The organism is Gracilibacillus ureilyticus, assembly GCF_900111195.1.
GTDB lineage: Bacteria > Bacillota > Bacilli > Bacillales > Amphibacillaceae > Gracilibacillus > Gracilibacillus ureilyticus.
On sequence record NZ_FOGL01000028.1, the window covers coordinates 12,243 to 28,674 of the forward strand.

The following is a 16,432-nucleotide window of genomic DNA, read 5'->3' on the forward strand; positions in this document are numbered from 1 at the left end:
GAGTGATGGAATGATGAGGAAAAAGGCAAAGAGATCCTGGTATTTGGTACCCTTTACAGGTGCCCTGTTCATCGCACTGTTTTCCTTTTTACAAGTAATCTATTTGAGAAAACCGAAAGCGGGACCATGGTCTTTACCAGATGAGCATGTTTTCCTCATACCTGTTGGAATGGGATCTTTGTTTTTTGTATTCTTTGTAGTGCTAGGGTGTTTCGGATTATATTATTACAAAAAAGAGAAGGAAGCTGAGAATTTCAAGGAAAGGGAGAGGGGATAGTTCTACTCCACTTTCCCTTCCAATTGGTATGGAGCTGACTGGTTGAGTAAAAATCTTACACCAGTTTCATAGTATGGCATCATCTGATTTGCCGTTTCTAAATCGACCCATTTCACTTCTTCGACGGTATCTGTGTCTTGGATCTTGATTTCACTATCTAATATATTCGCCCTAAATGTAATGAAGAGTGCATGGTTATCGTGATTTATCATGAATGCTTCATTAACAGAAACGATCTCCCCCACTTCCACTGTAAGTCCGGTTTCCTCTTTCGCCTCGCGTATTGCTGCCTCTGCCAATGTCTCACCAGGTTCAACGGAGCCACCCGGAAGAGACCAGCTATTGTGCTTGATATTTTTCACAACTAAAACTTTATCATTTGTTGCATCATATATTAATGAATATACAACATCCACTCGTTTCATTTTCTTCATCCCTTCTTTGCTGGAAACATATTTCCCCTCTCAGCTTTAGTCCATAGATATTCAAAAATATCCTTGTATCGCGGACTCTGATTGCTCCATTCTTCGTTATATCGGAAAATTTGATCAGCTTGTACCATGTTTTCCTTCCAAACCTTCCCATTAGTTAATACATTTTGTGAGAGTGCCTGCATTTTATCTATCGCTTGAACAAACTGAGCTTCTATCGTCTCGTTTGCTTCATATTCTTCCCATAATTCATGCAATTCTTTTTCTATGTCTTCCGGCAATTTCTGAAATAACTGCTCTGCTGCAAGTTCTTCTCTTTGTCTCTTATCTTGTCTAGCGACAGGATCATGAGCATATGTATCCCCGGCATATATCTCAGCAAGATCATGGATCAGAATTAATTTCAATGCACGTTCCAAATTTATTTTTCCATCAATCTCTGTGTGCAGTAAAAGTGCAAACATACACATATGCCAAGTATGCTCTGCATCATTTTCATGACGTTCAGCATTACCGACTCTTGTTCGCCTTTCAATCGATTTAAATTTATCAATCTCACCTAGAAATTTAATGATCTGTTCCATTCTCTTTTCCATTCTTTCACCCGCTTTTTATGCTAGATCAACTGCAATTCTTGTAAATATCGATCCATTTCCTCTAATGTTAACTGATAGTATTTATTATTATGTTTTCCGTAATTGAAAAAGCCGTGTTCCATTCCTTCATATGTTTTGAGTCTAATCTTATTACCCGCGTTATTCATACGCTGGATAAAATCGCTGTTTTGATCATATAGGTCATCACCTGTACCGCAAATCCATAATGTCTGTGGGAATTTTTTCGGAACATGAAGGATTGGCGAAAGTTCTTCTGCACGGCCAAGCAGCTCGGGATACCTCCTTCTCATAATATCCACACCGTCCATCCCTGCAGCAAATATAATTGCATAACTAGGGATATGATCTTTATTTTGATTACTATAATCGGGGTCATCATTTAGTTCGTCGAACATGATGGAAGAAACGGTTATATACCCACCTGCAGATGACCCGCATATAACGATTTTCGATTGGTCGATCCCCAGTTCAGTTGCATTTTTTCTTACCCATCTGACTGCAGACTTCACATCAGCAATTGCCTGTGTTGGCAAAAATCTTTCATCAGATCCGTTACGGTAATCGACACAAATAGAAACCATTCCTTTTGATGCTAAGTATGCCGCTTGATGCTGGAACTGATCTGGAGTTTTGGGATTTTTAAGAAAACTTCCTCCATTAAAAAACAGGATTGCCGGTCTGTCGTGTTTATCTTTATCCGGCTCAAATATGTACAATTTCAAATCTCTGTGGACTGTCTTATAAACCTTTTCTGTAACAGGAAAATCAAAGTAGAATTCCTTCATATATTATTTCTCCTTTTTTATAATTAGCGTTTTTTTGCTTTTACAATGAATGTAGCTGGAACCAGCTGCGCTTTCTGGGCAGAATACCATTTAGCTGGATCGTCCGTTATGCTCTCTGGTAATACTACATCATCGATTATCTTCTCAACCGAGAATCCGGTTTCAATTAGTGTGTTTATATATGTACTAAATTTCCGCTGATACGTAACTGCCGTATTGTTCCACGCCTCATTCAGCTCCGGTCCTTCTTTTACATAAGATTTTTGGAAAATATATTCTGAATCCTTATAGCTTAAACGATCATGAATCGGGTGCTCCCAGCTGAAGATAAAGATGCCGTCTTTCTTTAAATAGCAGGAGATATTGGAAAAGGTCTGTTTTAAATCCCATGTCCAGCCGATTGCATAGACAGAGTAAACGATGTCAAAATAATTTTCCGGCAAGCCAGGATCCTCTTCCATTGCTGATTCAAATAACGATACAGGGACTGGCTGATCGTGCAATAAACTGGTAGCCGTTTCTATTTGTTTAGTAGACAGATCCAATCCCCAAAGTTCTCTTGCACCATTTATCGCCATATATTTCAGGGAATGGCCGCTGCCACAACCGATATCCAGGACGGTTTTATTAGAGATATTTCCCAGCAGATTGAGCTGATCCTCCCTGGGAGCAAGTGGCCCATATTCCGGTAAAGCTGCTCTCCCAAAAAAACGTTCTGCAGATTTCTCCCAGCTCTCTTTATTCATTTGTAAAATTTCGTTTACTTCCATGCCGCATCCACTCCTCTTTTTTCAAAATAAAGTGGTCATACTGATCGCCAGTGATCTCCATATTTCCACAAGGGCGGAAATTGTTTTTCAAAATCACTTTGTTGGAGCTTTTATTATTGGGAAGTACAACTGCATTTAATAATTCCACATCCGTTTTCGTGAATAAAAAATTGATCAGTCCTGTTACCGCTTTCGTTGCATAGCCTTTATTTCTATAGTGCCTGGATATAGCATAAGCAATTTCCCGGTTTGGTTCGTTCAACTCTTCTTTTATGCCTGTAGTGCAAAACCCGATAAACTCATTTGTGCGTTTTAAAATGATTCCTAGCTTCAAATAGTTTTGGTCTGAAATATGAGGCAGTGTCTTCAGAAAGGCTCTGTTCGATGGAATCTCATAATTGGTTAGCCAGTCTAATCTCTGTTCTCTTGTAGAACTCCAGTCTGGCAAAAATTCATAGACTTCCGGCTGTGAGGTGATTTGATAGATTGCCTCCACATCTTCTTCCAGAAATTCTCTTAAGATGATTTCTCCACAATCAATGGTAAAAATACTGCTCATATTTTCCCTCCAATTTAGTCGTTAAGTAAATATTTGATAAGTAAAATAAACTATTAAATAAATGGCTACCACTCCGTTAAATAGGATGGGGATCAGCGGCTTCAATTTTATACGAAATATAACGAGCAGGTAGCTGTACAGGAAAAATAAGATCGTCAGGAAAATAAAATAAAGGATCGGGGCACCAATAACATAAAATAGTTTCTCCCCCTCACTTATATCTCCAGGTGCGCTATCTGCTGCAGTAAAACGGATGGATCCTACCCAGAGCAAGATGAAAATTTGGAAATATTAGGTGCAGATAATTGCCGTAATATAATAGAAAAGAGATGATAATTTGTTTTTCAACTTATCCCCCCTAAGTTACTCGCTTCCACTTTTGTTTACTGCCTACCGTAATCCCTGATGATTTACTCATCATTCATTGGTTGATATAGGGTTGCATTGATAGTTAAACAACTTTTATTCTTCAGAAACAGGATGGGGTGGTGCTCTTGTGATGATCAAACCTACTTATTCTTTAGAGTCAGAAGCTTTTGGTAAGGCATTGATGTTGGAACTGCATTATTCCTGCATTAGGCAATTTTGACGGTCCCTTCTCACACGATAGGAACCGTCATCTTAATTTAATCCGTTCTAAGTTTCGAATAAAGCTTCAAATCAACAAATCTACCTTTTGATATTTCTGCTTGTCTAAGTCTTCCTTCATAGGTAAAGTTCAGTTTTTCCAAAACTTTTATCGAATTTACATTCTCTGGTTCGACCTTTGCTTCCACTCTATGAAACTCTAGCGTTTCAAATGCTGTTTCAAGTAAAATAGTGATGGCCTCAGAGGCATACCCTTTTCCCCAGTGGGCTTTTGCCAGATCATAACCTATTTCTGTTTTTCGATTTTCTTCATCCAGAGAATTGAAACCGCATGAGCCGATTAGTTCATTCGTTTGTTTTGAGAAAATAGAATAACGGATCGCCTTTTTCTCTTCAGCTAGTTCATTCAAAAAATTTATCATATCGATTGCTTCTTTTTCACTCGAGAAACGGTTTATGTTCATATATTTAGTCACTTCAGGGTCTGACCATATTTTCAGTAATTCCGGTGCATCTGCTTTGTCCATTTGTCTTAAGTACAAGCGTTTTGAATAAAATTTTTTCATCAATACTTTCCCTCCTGTTTTAAGTTGCTCTGGGTTAAAATATTGATATCTGCGCATCATTCATTCCTTTCCATTTTTATCTAATTATATCTTAACAGTCGATGATTACTTTGGGTGCAAAATATCAAGTACCTATACTCTCAACATACCACGGAATCCTCTTACTCCATAGTAAGATTCTGCTCCATTGTGATAGACGAAGACATGTCCGAAACGATAGTCACAAAAAAGCGCGCCGCCAAGTTCTCTAATATCAGAAGGGGTCTGTACCCAGCTTGACGTTTTCTTATCAAAATTCTCCACTTCCTGCAATGCCCGGTATTGTTCTTCTGTTAACATCTCAATTCCCATGTCTGCAGCCATATCCACTGCGCTGTTTTCCGGTTTGTGTTTTTTCCTAGATTCCAGTGCTGCTCTGTCATAACATACACTTCTGCGCCCCTTCGGACTTTCTGCGGAACAATCATAAAAAATGCATGCATCTTTATCTTGTTCAAGCACCACCACGTCCGGCTCACCGCCTGTTTTTTCCATTTCATTAAGCGACCAGAGCTTCTCCGGATTGGACGTAAGCTTCGATTCAACTTTCTCCCATTCCATCTCCTGGTGACGGTGCCTATTCTTTTCAAATCGCGCTTTCAAAATTTGCAGTATTTCGTCCTGCTGCTCTGCTGACAACTTATTCGGCATCTTGTTCCCTCCTAATTTTTATCACACTTATGATACATTATTTTCCAATTTATTACACTCTATCATTATGTATTTGGCGAGGTTTATTGTTTGTTCTACCCGCTCTCTATCTGAGTTAAATATTGCTTTTCTTGATCCTTTTCGAATACGGATCGCTTCCTTAATTACTAAATGCCATTCGGCAGGTAGCTGCTGCAGTCCGTACTTTCCCGCGCCCAGCTTGGAAATAATATCATACTCATTTAATGTATAAAACTGGCGCAGCAATCCAAGAACTGTCCATTCGATTTGGAAATCAATTTCCTCTGTTGGAAGATGAACTAATTTTTCGAAGGATTGTTCAGCTTTACTCACATAATTTTTCCAATAACTGTTCATATTATCCCGGACATATCGAGTTAACTCGTCTACTTGAATGTCGGGACTCCATGCTTCAGGCTCATTTCCTAATATAGTAATTCCTTTATTATTCAAGATCCACCATGTGACAGGGTTAAAATTAAAATATTCACCAAAGAGTAATTTTTCACTGTTATAGTAAAAATATTTTCCCCTGTCATTCACAGATAGTTTCGAGAAATCGGGCGATTGAATATATACTCCGTCCAATTCTGGCTTCGGATATTTCTCCCTTATAACCGTATGTATGGCAAATAAAGTCTCTGCATCTATCTCTGTTAGCGGTTGGTTAATTACCGTGATAAAGTCAATATCACTGGAATCATCCACATATGCATCAAGGGCAATAGAACCATGGATAAATATCCCTTTCACTATGTCAGGAAAATGCTGATCAACAAGGTCAAGGTAATCATCAAGAACAGTTTCAACTATTTTCGGCAGGCTCATTGTTTTCCTCCTCTAATTTTAACAGAACCGTTTAGCTTGATTCCTTTTCGGTTATAATCTTTAAATAGTATGAGAGGAGGTATAAGGTGAGTTATCTGCTTATTGTCGGAAGTATTGTTGCTCCTACTCTCATGTTTCTCATTCAAAAAAAGTGGGCCAGGATGCGAACAGTCTTTCATGCTGCTGGACTTGTGGCACTTTTAATCTTTGGGAATATTGCTTCTATCAGCGTTTATCAGATCATTCGAGATAATACGGTGTTTATGACAAACATCCATGGCCTTTTTCTGAATCCCTTTTTCTTGATTACTGGAGCTTATTTAGGGATTTATACTGTTTATCTATTAATGAATCTTATCGCAAAAAGTGTTTAAAAATGTTCTTCAAGCACTTTCTGCATATAGGAATTCATGTTTTGGTTCATTTTTATCTGCTCAATAAAAGAAAATCCTTCTGTGAAGATAATCAGCTCAACTTTTTTCCCGTTATGATCTTCTGCGTAAAGCGCCTGGTTTAAGACAAAAGCTGTAGAACCGCCCTTTGCCCCGAGGTGAGCATACTTTTCCCTGTTGGATTCATGCACTTCCATCGGCCATTCCATTAGTTCACGGAGGATTTCTTCACCCCCGGGGATTGTTGCCGTATTATTGGAAATGGCAGCCATTACTTTAGCATAATCTTCTGCGCTCGCATTCGGCAGCCGATCGGACCAGATTCTCTGTAAGTCCATCGAAACGGAAGGACTCTCATCGAAAAAGTCTGCCTCATCATTATTTAATTTTTCATGTATCTCCCAGACCAGTTCTCTATACTCTTCCATTGTCATATCCAGGAGCATTTCCTCTAGTTCACGATCACTCAGGTTCCCGTCATGCTGATCATTTAAATAAGGGGAAGCCAATAATGCAGAGACGAGCGGGTATACCGGATCATGCTGCTCCAACTCTAATGTTTCTATTACTCTGTTAACAGAATCTGCTCCCAATTTTCCCAAAAGAAAATCCGTGTTGGCATTGGAACTGTATTGAATCATACCTTTCGCAACTTCATGTAAGGTCACTTGGTCGTTGGTTATTTTATTATTGGCTTTCATATCTTCCAGCCAGGCAGGATGCGCTCCACCATCCGTATTAGCTAGATAAAATTTATCCAGTTCAGAAAGCGAGATGGGTTCCTCCGGATCAATCGCCCCCTCTGCCACCTGATTGGCAAATTCGATAGCGATAATTGTCTTTACAACACTTGCTAGCGGGCGTTTCTCCTCCCCTTGCTGGCTGATAACTGTTTCCCCATCAACACTCACATGGAGTGACGCTAAATCAGGGTGGTCTTCCATATAGTTTTCGACATAATCCGGGTCATCATGAAACAAATAATAAGCACCCGCTCCAAGCAGGATTACTACTGTTCCAGTAATAATCAGTCCTGTTTTCGTGTAGGTGGATCTATCTGTGAGGAAGCTAACGATGACGACGAATATAATCGGCAAGAATGGAGGGATTTGTAAAAATTCAATTACAAAAACCGCCAGGATGACCGAACAGGTGACAATAATCGCTTGGCTGATTTTCCATTTTGTTCTGTTTTTTGGTGATATTAACGGGAAGGCCGTTAATAAAATTAACCCTGCAAACACAATCCATAAATAAAGATACATCGCAAAAACCCTTTCTATAAAATCTCATATTATTTTTCTTTCCCGTGAAAAATGGTGGGATGAATAGAAACTTTAAGATTACATTTGTAATATTTCATACGATGTAAAATGAAAAAGGTTTCAATGGGTGCAATTTTTTACCGGTATCTTCATTATGGAATTGCTTCACCTATTCTACTTTTGTCCCGTTCTCAACTGGTTCGTCTGGCCTTAACAGAACGACATCCCCATCTCCCGGGACACCGCCGATGACTAACACTTCTGATTTAAAACCTGCGATTCTTCTTGGTGGGAAGTTAACGACTGCAGCGACTTGTCTGCCAATAAGTATTTCCGGCTGATATCTTTTGGTGATTTGGGCAGATGATTGCTTGATACCCAATTCCCCAAAATCAATCTCTAATTTAATGGCAGGTTTACGCGCTTGAGGAAACTCTTCTGCTTTTCTGATTGTTCCGATACGGATATCAAGTTTCATAAAATCTTCTATTGTAGTCAATGAAATCTCCTCCAATTTTACTTCGAATATTTTAAGAGAGCCCCAAGTGACAAAGGAAATTTCTCCTGAGTTAACTCCTTCACCGCTTCAGCCAGCACCCTAATTTCATATTGTGCATCTTCTGGAAGTCTCAATTTAAGAAAGTGAGCCACACCTTGCAGGGAGCCTGTCCAGTAATATCTTACAAACATCGAGTATGCAGGAAGAAATAACCGGGCCTGTTCCGGTGCCACCCCTTCTTCCATCGCTTCCTCATAAAACCGTTCCCCTTCAGTTATGTATTTCTTCAGTTTTTCAGTCAGAACAATTCCTTGCGCTTCACTAAGTGTTTCTCCTGAACCTTGCTTGGAGTTGTCCGGTTTTGATCGCCATTGATCTGCTTCAGGAATGAAAAAGTTTGGTTCTTCAGTAATATAGCGGCGGGAGGATTCATTCCAGGCAACAAACGGGTCCTGAAATCCTGAGCCAATAATATGCTTCCAATGTTGACGGGCAACATATAGAGGTACATACACCTCAAATTGGATAGAAGTATGTCTGAACGGGCTTGTATGTCCTTCCCTTGCTAAAAAATCAATCAGCTTTGTATCTTTTTCATCAAGCGCATCCTTTTTCTTATTGTAAGACACCCTTGCTGAATTGGTTACAGACAAATCCGATCCCATAAAGTCCTGTAAAATAACATATCCACCATTCAAAATATCCAGTTTTTTCATTCTTTTATACTCCTTTTTTTATACTGCAACTTAGATCACTATGCTTAGCATGAATGTAAATAATCGAGAACAAAATCGACACGCTCACTTACAGAATAATCTCCCTCAATTTTTAAGATAGGACATGTAAGACCTGCCATCCAATCTTCATGCAGAACTCTGCTCCTTACTTCCATTCCGGCACTGTCATATAAAGCTGCCCACTCGAGGAATGTTTTTGATTGTTCATATTTGCTCCCGCCCGGGAAAATTTCTTCCCCGTATCTTTCATATTCTCTCTGTTTAAGCCTTCCCATTCTGATATTTTGCGGAATCCATAAGAAAATAACGAGATCAAAATAATTTTTCAGATCATCACCCCAGCCACATACAGCCCCAGACAGCAGCCAGTTTTCATTCTCGGATAAATCATTCTCAAGCATTGTTCTTCTTTCAGCCGCTTGCCTTTGTTTGGTAAATTTGTTTATCCAAAAGTAATCATCTGTGTCAAGATGTCTGTGTGGCAAAACCTTGGATAAAGAAGCACCAAGGGTTGTGGTGCCCGCTCCCGAAGCCCCTAAAATGTGGATGTTTCTTTTCATACTTCTTCCCCCTAGATTCCTTAAAAGATCTTGTAAGAAAAGCGCGGATCTTTTAATTATGCGCTTTCATCTATGGAGTATATTTTTCTGCTAGTTATCTATACTTTATCATATGTTTTCAAGTTATTTGCTAATTATTTTTACTCCAACGGCTTGTTTTTCTGTTTCAGTTCTATTAGAATATCACCCGTTCCCATTGCTATCAGGCCGTTAAGTAATGCAAACAACGGCAATATAGGATCAGCGTTATCGGCAAAAAAACCCATAACTAATAAGACTGTACTAAAGCTGACAAATACAAATCCTAGTAAAATTAATGCTCTGCTAATAAACAATTATGCACCCTCCCTATTTGCAAAAAAATATCCTTTAATAAATGAAAAGGGAATTAATTACCAATCATAAAAAATATGATACACTATTCTTACCTGTATATCCATGAATTCTGATGCAAATTACATAACGAAACGGAGTGATAGAATGATCAGAAAGTGGAAAATAAAATTAACTCTTTTACTAACAATCTTAGGAATACTAGGTATCGCTGCGATCATTCCTTACCAGATGACATCAATGATGAACGATGATTTCTATCAATCTGGTATGGAAGCAATGCCTGTACCAGTAGTTGTGGCAGTGAATGCTGCTTTTCAGTCCTTTCTGTTATTTTTCCTTGTTTTAATCGGTGTGAGACTTCAGCGTGGAGCTGGATTGGCTGCACCGATACTGGAAGGGATTGTTTACGAAAGGAGAATTCCACCCATCTCAAAAAAGTGGATTTTGCTAGGCATTGTCGGTGCATTTATCGGATCACTCGCTACTATTCTGCTTGATCTGTTTGTTTTTTCGCCATTTATAGATCTACCTGATGGTGAAAATCCTGTAACTATCTGGTGGCAAGGTTTGCTTGCCATGTTTTATGGTGGAATTACGGAAGAGTTGCTGCTGCGGCTATTTGGTATGACCCTAATTGTCTGGCTCATTGCCAAAATGATCAAGAAAGAAAATATTCCTAACGGTGTCTACTATTTTGCCATATTCCTTACCGCCATATTATTCGGTCTCGGACATTTACCTGCAACGATCGCAGTCTTTGGTGAGTTGTCTGCAGTTATCGTTTTAAGAGCAATCGTTTTGAACGGACTTTTAGGATTATGGTTCGGATACTTATATTGGAAAAAGGGATTGGAATATGCGATCATTTCCCATATGGCAGCAGATTTTTTTATCCATGTGATTTTTATGTCTATCTTTTATTAAGTAAATGGCGTTAATATCAGGAGAACTTGAGATGTACAGGTTCTCCTTTAATTAATCAGTGTTTTGGTCATAATATAGTCAAATTGCTCTTCCGTTCCCATAAAGAAAGAATGCATACCTGTTTGAACAAACCCCATTTTTTTATAAAAAGCAATGGCATTTTCGTTTTTTTCCCACACTCCCAGCCAGATCTTCTCTTTGTGTTCTTCTATGGCCATTTCCATTACTTTGTTCAACATATATTTTCCAAGACCCTGCTTCTGAAAATTACTTTTCACATAGATTCTTTCCACCTCGAGTGATTCATCACCCATATTTTCCGATTGAGCAGTACTTCTGTTGATCTTTACATACCCAGCTACTTCATCATTGATGTACAGAAAAAAGAATTGAGAAAAGTGATTGGCTAATTCCTTTTTCAGTTGCTCCGTGTTAAAAGCTTTCTCCAGATAGGCATTCATATTTTCAGGAGAATTCTGGTGCTGAAATGTCTCTTTAAATGTTTGAGTACTAATTTCCTTTAGTGCTGATAAATCATCCATTGTGCAAGTTTTCATAACTATTGTCATTGTGTTAAAGTGCTCCTTTGTTTGCTTAGTACTTTCTCTTGTTTCCTTTTTTCACAAATTCCCATTCTTTATCAATATTTCCTCTGACTCTTTGAAGGAGATAATAAAGGGTTTCTGCTTCTGTCTCAGTAAATCCTTTTAGCGCCATATGATTCGAATGATCATTTTCTCTTTTTATAAAAGGATAGATACTTTCCCCTTTTACTGTAGGATATATTTTTTTAATTTTCTTGTTGTTTTCATCTGCTTTTTTCTCAATAAATCCATGTAGTTCAAGTTTTTTTATCGCACGTGCAGCGGTAGTTCGGTCAACCTTAATCATTTCCGCTAACTTTTCCTGAATAATGCCCGGATGTTCACAGATCCGTACAATATACAAATACTGTCCTTTTGTAAGATCATATTCTTTGAATTCTATATTACTTATTGAATCGAGCGCCCTTGCAATCATACCGATCTCTCGAAGAATATCACTCATTAATTAACCCCTTTCGAATATTGTTGCAGTTGCAACAAATACTTCTAATATAATGATATTCGATTTTTGTTGTATTTGCAACAAAATGCAATAATTCAATAATTTCTCGAAGTAGCTAATTCCTTCTCACGATGTTAGTCACACCTGCTATGTAAGTCTTAAAACGTCTGTATTTTCAGGTGTATGTCCGAGCAGTCGAAGCATTACTGCGATTTGCCCTTTATGATGGAATTCATGTGTTATCGAATGTGTTAATAACTGATGCGGTGTTTTCCTTATCTTCTCTCCGCCAGTTTTCCATGAAGGTTTTTTTCCATCACTTCATTCCATTGATCGGATGATTTTTCCAAAACTTTATCTACGTAAATATCTGCTTGCTGAAAATACTGTTCTATATCCCTTATCTCCATCATTCTAATTTCTTCCTTAGATAATAAGGGCGAAGAGGTTCCCGACAGGACAAAAGAGCCGAGCCAAGCATGATAACAACCAGCAATATGGATGAGAGAATCTTTTATACTATGAAAGCCAAAACCGAATTCTTTAGTTAATTCATTTTCATTCAATTGCTTGCATTGATCCAATAATATCTTTCTTGTTTGTTTTACCCATTCATAATCTGTTTTTTCCATAACTGTCCCACCTTATATTTTAAGTATTTTAAAAATATTCTTAGTATACCAAAATATAATTCCTTGCAACATATCCACATGTTTGGCATGATAAAAAAACAGAACAGGATTGCGGGGGACAGGAAATGACGATATATACACGAAAAGCTCGTTCAACAGACATGGATGCCATTATGAAAATACTCGAGGAAGGCATTGCTTATTTAAGAGATCAAGGTCTGCCACAGTGGCAAAATGGCCAAGGGCCGAATGGTGAGACAGTGCAAGCCGATATTATTAATGGATATGCTTATGTTTTAGTGGATGATCAGAATGTTGTGGGTTATGGTGTACTGGTGCCAGGACCGGATCATGCCTATGAAAATATTAATCAGGGTAGTTGGCAATACAGTTCAAAAAATTATGTGGCGATCCACCGTATTGCAGTGGATAGAAATGTGCGTGGCAAGGGATTGGCGAAAATATTGATCCATGATTTAATTGTTTTAGCCCGAAACCTGGAATATTTAGATATCCGAATTGATACATATCCCGAAAATGTTATTATGGAAAAAGTTATTTTTAGTGCAGGATTTTGCTATAGAGGTATGATTCATTTTGGATTTGCTGATGGAGAACGGAAAGCGTATCAGTTAGTGTTGGAATGATCAGAGGTGTTTTAACAAGAGGGTTTCATTAATCTTCTTACAAATTGACCCGTTGATTTTTTCTTTCCCCTTCTAGGATAGTATACAACACTTTAAATCAAAAAGCAAACGTTTGTTCTGAATTTTTTTAAATGTTTTCTATGTTAATGTAACTCGATATTTTTACCTGACAATTAACCATTTTATTTTAAATTCTCTTCCAGTTCTTTTTCAATTTCTTCGTCAGACAGATAGGACTCTTCCCGGTTTTCTGTTTCATCTCCTGGAATAGCCAATGAAAAGCCTATCAATAAAGTTATTCCAACTAATATAATTGTCCCTTCAGACAGTCCGGGACTTGTAGGTAATTGCCAGATAATCCCACATGTTAGTAATGTTAAACTTATTATTAAAATGCCGAATAATCGATTCACTGAAAATCCCTCCATCCCATTTCGAAGTTCCTATAGAAAAAATTCCCATTAATAATTGATAGAATAGTTCAGAATAATAATATTTATGTTCACGCAGACTATACGAAAAAATTGAAGGTGAGCAGTTATGTTTTACAAGAAGAAATGTTTTAAAGAAGCACCATTAGCAGCAGGTATGAATTTTGATATCGAGGAAGTAGAACCTTTTTTAAATCATTTATCCTCCACTGTACTGGATTCTGGTTTTAAAACAGACGAAATCATTACTATACAATCTGAAATTAACACAATGAAAGAAGACAACGAAGTAAAAGAAATCGGAACCTTTGATGTAAAATTTAAAGGACAGCCAGCAAAAATACGGATTCAGGCTGAAATCCATATGGAAGATGATGACAAAGAGGTTGTTCTTTATATGTTCAGCAATCAGGAATTAGTCGAAATTATAGATGAAGAAATGCTAAAAATTGAAGAACAACGGGAATTTTAAAGAAAAGATTTGCAGCATTCCATTTCTTTCATTAATTAACCCGCTGGTAATGAAACGTATTTATTATACCAGGTTCTCCCTGTGTCCCATTCTTTAACTGGGTTTAAATCACCCAAGATTTCCGCACAAGCCATTGCCATCACATATTCTGTTAATCCATCACTTTCTGAAATACTAAATTTATTAAGAGTGTAATTCAACCCATTGTTTCCTAGCCCTACAATATAGTCATATTCTTCTTGACTTGCTTTTACATAATCAGAAGGATTAGATGACGAAGATGGAGTCTCCACAATTTTCATCAACGCACTCTCTATTTCAAGTCTGACATTTTCTTCTACGGACAGATTGTTGTCTGCCTGGACATTTTCAGTATCACTACATGCGGAAAGTATCAATACGAGCAAGATTAATAGAACTGTAGCTCTCTTCAAATTCCTACCTCCTCACTTAGTAAGAAATGGTAAATTTTTATAATGCCATTTTAACATAACTTCCATTAAATTACCTGCATTTTTTCATACAAATTGTCTGTCTGGAAATTACCATCATTTCACTTCACCGAATCCGAACACTTAGGAAGAGAATTTTCTGGAAGAAGATGTTTATCAATTGAATTTGTGAGGAAATGATTTATAAGACTTAAATAGGAGCTGATAAAATGGCAGATCTAGAAAGTATCGCACAAAAATTCGGAGAAATACTTGATGCAGAAGTTTCTACTGAGGACGGCATGGGTGCGGTAGAGAAGGAAAGAGATTTAGATGTAACCGTTCAAGGCCGTCCATTTAAAAGTGAATTAAGCATGGAAATCCATTTTGAAGCACTAGAAGAAGATGGCACAGCCTTAAACCATGCGGAAATTGTTTTACTTCCTGAAGAAATCCCTGATTTTACAAGAGCCCTGGGGAAAAACGATCTAACCATAACAGCATTGCATAATCACTGGTTATTTGCAGAGCCTAGCATCAAATATTTGCACGTCCAATCTGTTGAAAAACCGGAAGATTTCGCCCGTAAATTAGCTGATTCCATAAAAGTCCTGAAAGTTTAAGACGCATGGCTCAGTTTGACTATACAACCGGAAACAGTTTAGGAATAGAATGGATGGACTCTTCCATTCATTTTGTTCCTTTTACAGTTTAATATATTTTTGGGGCAAAAAAGTATTGCGGACCAAATCAGATGAGATTCTTTAGTTGTTACAAAGTTTTTTTATCACTCTCATTTGCCCTCGATGGTTAATCTCATCTTCATAAACATGAAACCACTTAAAATAATTGTTTGCAGGTTTGTCTCGCCACCAGTTCGTTTCCTCATAGAGCCACTCATCATTTCTCTCATTTAATCCGTTTAATGTAGTTTGGCGAACATCTTTTAATATGGTTAAGTAATGATCGATACTATAACCTATAATTTCCTTTCTTGCTTTTCCGCCGAGCTCCAGCCCTGTTCCCCAGAGCTTCATTTCTTCCTCATTAAAATATCTGTTTTCAAATGTAACTACTTGGTAAAGTGTCTCGACTGCAGCAACATGAGAAAGTAAGGCACCGATTGAGTTACTGTTTTTATCGACTAAAAAATCCAGCTGCTCCATTGACAATCCGTTAACTGTCTCAAGCGTTGTTGCCCTTGCCCATGTCATCATTGAAACCAGATGACTAATATCCCGTGTAAAACCATCAATATCTTTGATTAAGTAAAGCACGTTCATATCAAATTTACTCAGCAAGTCATATTTCATTTTCAAAACCCCTTCCCATCAGAGAGAATTAAGCCATCCCTTATTGTACTGTGTTCCCCTTCTATAATAGTGTTTATCGATAAATAGATTCATTACGATAATTAATAGGGAAAGGCTGCACATAACATTGACAAATATTTAATCATGAAGTCATCACTCCCTATGCTCTATTAAAAATATGATCGCCCGAACCATCGGGTAAATGACTATGCTTAACGAAAAACAGATGACCAAAGGTATATTTTCTAGCTCTGTAAGCATTCCCGTTCCTTCCGCTGCAAATAGAATTATTCCCAAACAGATCATTAGAATCCAGTAACTTAACCAAGATGCCTTATTAGAAAGTGAAGCTTCTGTTTCATCCCTGTCTTCCAATTCTGACCTGCTATCAGCAAAATGATCAAATATATATGCTATAATTAAGGAAGAGAAAATTATGGTATCTAGTCTTTGTTCTCTATCAATTACCACTTATACAGCCCAAAAGAAACTATTAGAAGCAGTGACACAATACATATGTTGAACTACCCGCCACTTAACTGCTCTTGCGAACTGTTTGAAGTGGGGGATTCCTAAGAACACCAGCGCACCCGCCAGTTATGATTAGGCTATCC

26 protein-coding genes are annotated in these 16,432 nt (G+C 37.8%); 6 read left to right on the forward strand and 20 right to left on the reverse strand.

Going from position 1 to position 16,432, the window contains the following annotated elements; all coding sequences use genetic code 11:
• Positions 1 to 10 precede the first annotated feature (10 nt).
• The gene (locus tag BMW36_RS19240; protein ID WP_139180346.1) at positions 11 to 277 is read left to right on the forward strand and encodes a hypothetical protein; all 267 of its coding nucleotides are present in this window, start codon (positions 11 to 13) and stop codon (positions 275 to 277) included.
• A 2-nt stretch (positions 278 to 279) separates the two neighbouring features.
• Here the strand turns inward: BMW36_RS19240 and BMW36_RS19245 are convergent, their stop codons facing one another.
• The 8 genes from BMW36_RS19245 to BMW36_RS19280 form a co-directional block, all read right to left on the reverse strand.
• Positions 280 to 702, reverse strand: a complete 423-nt coding sequence (locus BMW36_RS19245; RefSeq protein ID WP_089744171.1) for an NUDIX hydrolase — start codon at positions 700 to 702, stop codon at positions 280 to 282.
• 5 nt (positions 703 to 707) lie between these two features.
• A complete protein-coding gene (locus BMW36_RS19250) occupies positions 708 to 1,304 on the reverse strand; it encodes an HD domain-containing protein (RefSeq protein WP_089744173.1) in 597 nt (198 codons plus the stop codon).
• A 20-nt stretch (positions 1,305 to 1,324) separates the two neighbouring features.
• Entirely contained in the window at positions 1,325 to 2,110 is a 786-nt protein-coding gene (locus BMW36_RS19255) for an alpha/beta hydrolase (protein WP_089744175.1), read from the reverse strand.
• Positions 2,111 to 2,133: 23 nt separating this feature from the next.
• Positions 2,134 to 2,880 carry a class I SAM-dependent methyltransferase gene (locus BMW36_RS19260; protein ID WP_089744177.1) on the reverse strand — a complete coding sequence of 249 codons (747 nt, stop codon included), beginning with the start codon at positions 2,878 to 2,880 and terminating at the stop codon, positions 2,134 to 2,136.
• Positions 2,849 to 3,439 (reverse strand): GNAT family N-acetyltransferase, encoded by a 591-nt coding sequence (locus BMW36_RS19265; RefSeq protein WP_089744179.1) that lies wholly within the window; start codon positions 3,437 to 3,439, stop codon positions 2,849 to 2,851. The genes BMW36_RS19260 and BMW36_RS19265 overlap by 32 nt, the downstream gene beginning before the upstream one ends.
• Positions 3,440 to 4,065: 626 nt before the next feature.
• Positions 4,066 to 4,596 (reverse strand): GNAT family N-acetyltransferase, encoded by a 531-nt coding sequence (locus BMW36_RS19270; RefSeq protein ID WP_089744181.1) that lies wholly within the window; start codon positions 4,594 to 4,596, stop codon positions 4,066 to 4,068.
• 129 nt (positions 4,597 to 4,725) lie between these two features.
• Positions 4,726 to 5,283 carry a DUF4256 domain-containing protein gene (locus BMW36_RS19275; protein WP_089744184.1) on the reverse strand — a complete coding sequence of 186 codons (558 nt, stop codon included), beginning with the start codon at positions 5,281 to 5,283 and terminating at the stop codon, positions 4,726 to 4,728.
• 27 nt (positions 5,284 to 5,310) lie between these two features.
• Positions 5,311 to 6,132 carry an aminoglycoside adenylyltransferase domain-containing protein gene (locus BMW36_RS19280; protein ID WP_089744186.1) on the reverse strand — a complete coding sequence of 274 codons (822 nt, stop codon included), beginning with the start codon at positions 6,130 to 6,132 and terminating at the stop codon, positions 5,311 to 5,313.
• A gap of 86 nt (positions 6,133 to 6,218) precedes the next feature.
• Here BMW36_RS19280 and BMW36_RS19285 point away from each other — a divergent pair, with 86 nt between their 5' ends.
• Positions 6,219 to 6,506 (forward strand): transposase, encoded by a 288-nt coding sequence (locus BMW36_RS19285; RefSeq protein WP_089744188.1) that lies wholly within the window; start codon positions 6,219 to 6,221, stop codon positions 6,504 to 6,506.
• Here BMW36_RS19285 and BMW36_RS19290 read toward each other — a convergent pair.
• From BMW36_RS19290 to BMW36_RS19310, 5 genes are all read right to left on the reverse strand, one after another.
• A complete protein-coding gene (locus tag BMW36_RS19290) occupies positions 6,503 to 7,789 on the reverse strand; it encodes a serine hydrolase (RefSeq protein ID WP_089744189.1) in 1,287 nt (428 codons plus the stop codon). The two genes, BMW36_RS19285 and BMW36_RS19290, sit on opposite strands and share 4 nt — an antisense overlap.
• A 169-nt stretch (positions 7,790 to 7,958) precedes the next feature.
• Positions 7,959 to 8,288: a chaperone CsaA gene (csaA, locus tag BMW36_RS19295; protein WP_089744191.1), complete on the reverse strand. Its 330-nt coding sequence runs from the start codon at positions 8,286 to 8,288 to the stop codon at positions 7,959 to 7,961.
• Positions 8,289 to 8,305: 17 nt separating this feature from the next.
• Positions 8,306 to 9,004, reverse strand: coding sequence for an FAD-dependent thymidylate synthase (gene thyX, locus BMW36_RS19300; protein WP_089744193.1), 699 nt, complete (start codon positions 9,002 to 9,004; stop codon positions 8,306 to 8,308).
• 44 nt (positions 9,005 to 9,048) lie between these two features.
• Positions 9,049 to 9,585: an ATP-binding protein gene (locus BMW36_RS19305; protein ID WP_089744195.1), complete on the reverse strand. Its 537-nt coding sequence runs from the start codon at positions 9,583 to 9,585 to the stop codon at positions 9,049 to 9,051.
• 140 nt (positions 9,586 to 9,725) lie between these two features.
• Positions 9,726 to 9,920 (reverse strand): hypothetical protein, encoded by a 195-nt coding sequence (locus BMW36_RS19310; RefSeq protein WP_089744197.1) that lies wholly within the window; start codon positions 9,918 to 9,920, stop codon positions 9,726 to 9,728.
• A gap of 145 nt (positions 9,921 to 10,065) precedes the next feature.
• On the opposite strand from BMW36_RS19310, the gene BMW36_RS19315 reads away from it, so the two are divergent.
• Positions 10,066 to 10,845 (forward strand): CPBP family intramembrane glutamic endopeptidase, encoded by a 780-nt coding sequence (locus BMW36_RS19315; protein ID WP_089744198.1) that lies wholly within the window; start codon positions 10,066 to 10,068, stop codon positions 10,843 to 10,845.
• Positions 10,846 to 10,892: 47 nt separating this feature from the next.
• Here the strand turns inward: BMW36_RS19315 and paiA are convergent, their stop codons facing one another.
• The 4 genes from paiA to BMW36_RS19330 all read right to left on the reverse strand — a co-directional run bounded on the left by paiA (position 10,893) and on the right by BMW36_RS19330 (position 12,524).
• The gene (paiA, locus tag BMW36_RS19320; RefSeq protein WP_089744201.1) at positions 10,893 to 11,414 is read right to left on the reverse strand and encodes a spermidine/spermine N(1)-acetyltransferase; all 522 of its coding nucleotides are present in this window, start codon (positions 11,412 to 11,414) and stop codon (positions 10,893 to 10,895) included.
• Between the two features lie 25 nt (positions 11,415 to 11,439).
• Positions 11,440 to 11,892 (reverse strand): MarR family winged helix-turn-helix transcriptional regulator, encoded by a 453-nt coding sequence (locus BMW36_RS19325; RefSeq protein ID WP_089744203.1) that lies wholly within the window; start codon positions 11,890 to 11,892, stop codon positions 11,440 to 11,442.
• Positions 11,893 to 12,039: 147 nt separating this feature from the next.
• Positions 12,040 to 12,171, reverse strand: a complete 132-nt coding sequence (locus tag BMW36_RS20790) for a DinB family protein (protein ID WP_342707281.1) — start codon at positions 12,169 to 12,171, stop codon at positions 12,040 to 12,042.
• Positions 12,168 to 12,524, reverse strand: coding sequence for a DinB family protein (locus BMW36_RS19330; protein ID WP_281243084.1), 357 nt, complete (start codon positions 12,522 to 12,524; stop codon positions 12,168 to 12,170). The genes BMW36_RS20790 and BMW36_RS19330 overlap by 4 nt, the downstream gene beginning before the upstream one ends.
• A 125-nt stretch (positions 12,525 to 12,649) precedes the next feature.
• Between BMW36_RS19330 and BMW36_RS19335 the strand changes: the two genes are divergently transcribed.
• Positions 12,650 to 13,171 carry a GNAT family N-acetyltransferase gene (locus BMW36_RS19335; RefSeq protein ID WP_089744204.1) on the forward strand — a complete coding sequence of 174 codons (522 nt, stop codon included), beginning with the start codon at positions 12,650 to 12,652 and terminating at the stop codon, positions 13,169 to 13,171.
• 182 nt (positions 13,172 to 13,353) lie between these two features.
• Here the strand turns inward: BMW36_RS19335 and BMW36_RS19340 are convergent, their stop codons facing one another.
• Entirely contained in the window at positions 13,354 to 13,584 is a 231-nt protein-coding gene (locus BMW36_RS19340; RefSeq protein WP_089744206.1) for a hypothetical protein, read from the reverse strand.
• Positions 13,585 to 13,711: 127 nt separating this feature from the next.
• On the opposite strand from BMW36_RS19340, the gene BMW36_RS19345 reads away from it, so the two are divergent.
• Positions 13,712 to 14,074: a hypothetical protein gene (locus tag BMW36_RS19345; RefSeq protein WP_089744208.1), complete on the forward strand. Its 363-nt coding sequence runs from the start codon at positions 13,712 to 13,714 to the stop codon at positions 14,072 to 14,074.
• Between the two features lie 35 nt (positions 14,075 to 14,109).
• Here BMW36_RS19345 and BMW36_RS19350 read toward each other — a convergent pair whose 3' ends face one another.
• The gene (locus BMW36_RS19350) at positions 14,110 to 14,508 is read right to left on the reverse strand and encodes a hypothetical protein (RefSeq protein ID WP_089744210.1); all 399 of its coding nucleotides are present in this window, start codon (positions 14,506 to 14,508) and stop codon (positions 14,110 to 14,112) included.
• Between the two features lie 227 nt (positions 14,509 to 14,735).
• Here BMW36_RS19350 and BMW36_RS19355 point away from each other — a divergent pair, with 227 nt between their 5' ends.
• Positions 14,736 to 15,128, forward strand: a complete 393-nt coding sequence (locus tag BMW36_RS19355; RefSeq protein WP_089744212.1) for a DUF1259 domain-containing protein — start codon at positions 14,736 to 14,738, stop codon at positions 15,126 to 15,128.
• A 141-nt stretch (positions 15,129 to 15,269) separates the two neighbouring features.
• Here BMW36_RS19355 and BMW36_RS19360 read toward each other — a convergent pair whose 3' ends face one another.
• A complete protein-coding gene (locus BMW36_RS19360; RefSeq protein ID WP_425431962.1) occupies positions 15,270 to 15,782 on the reverse strand; it encodes a DinB family protein in 513 nt (170 codons plus the stop codon).
• Positions 15,783 to 16,432 lie beyond the last annotated feature (650 nt).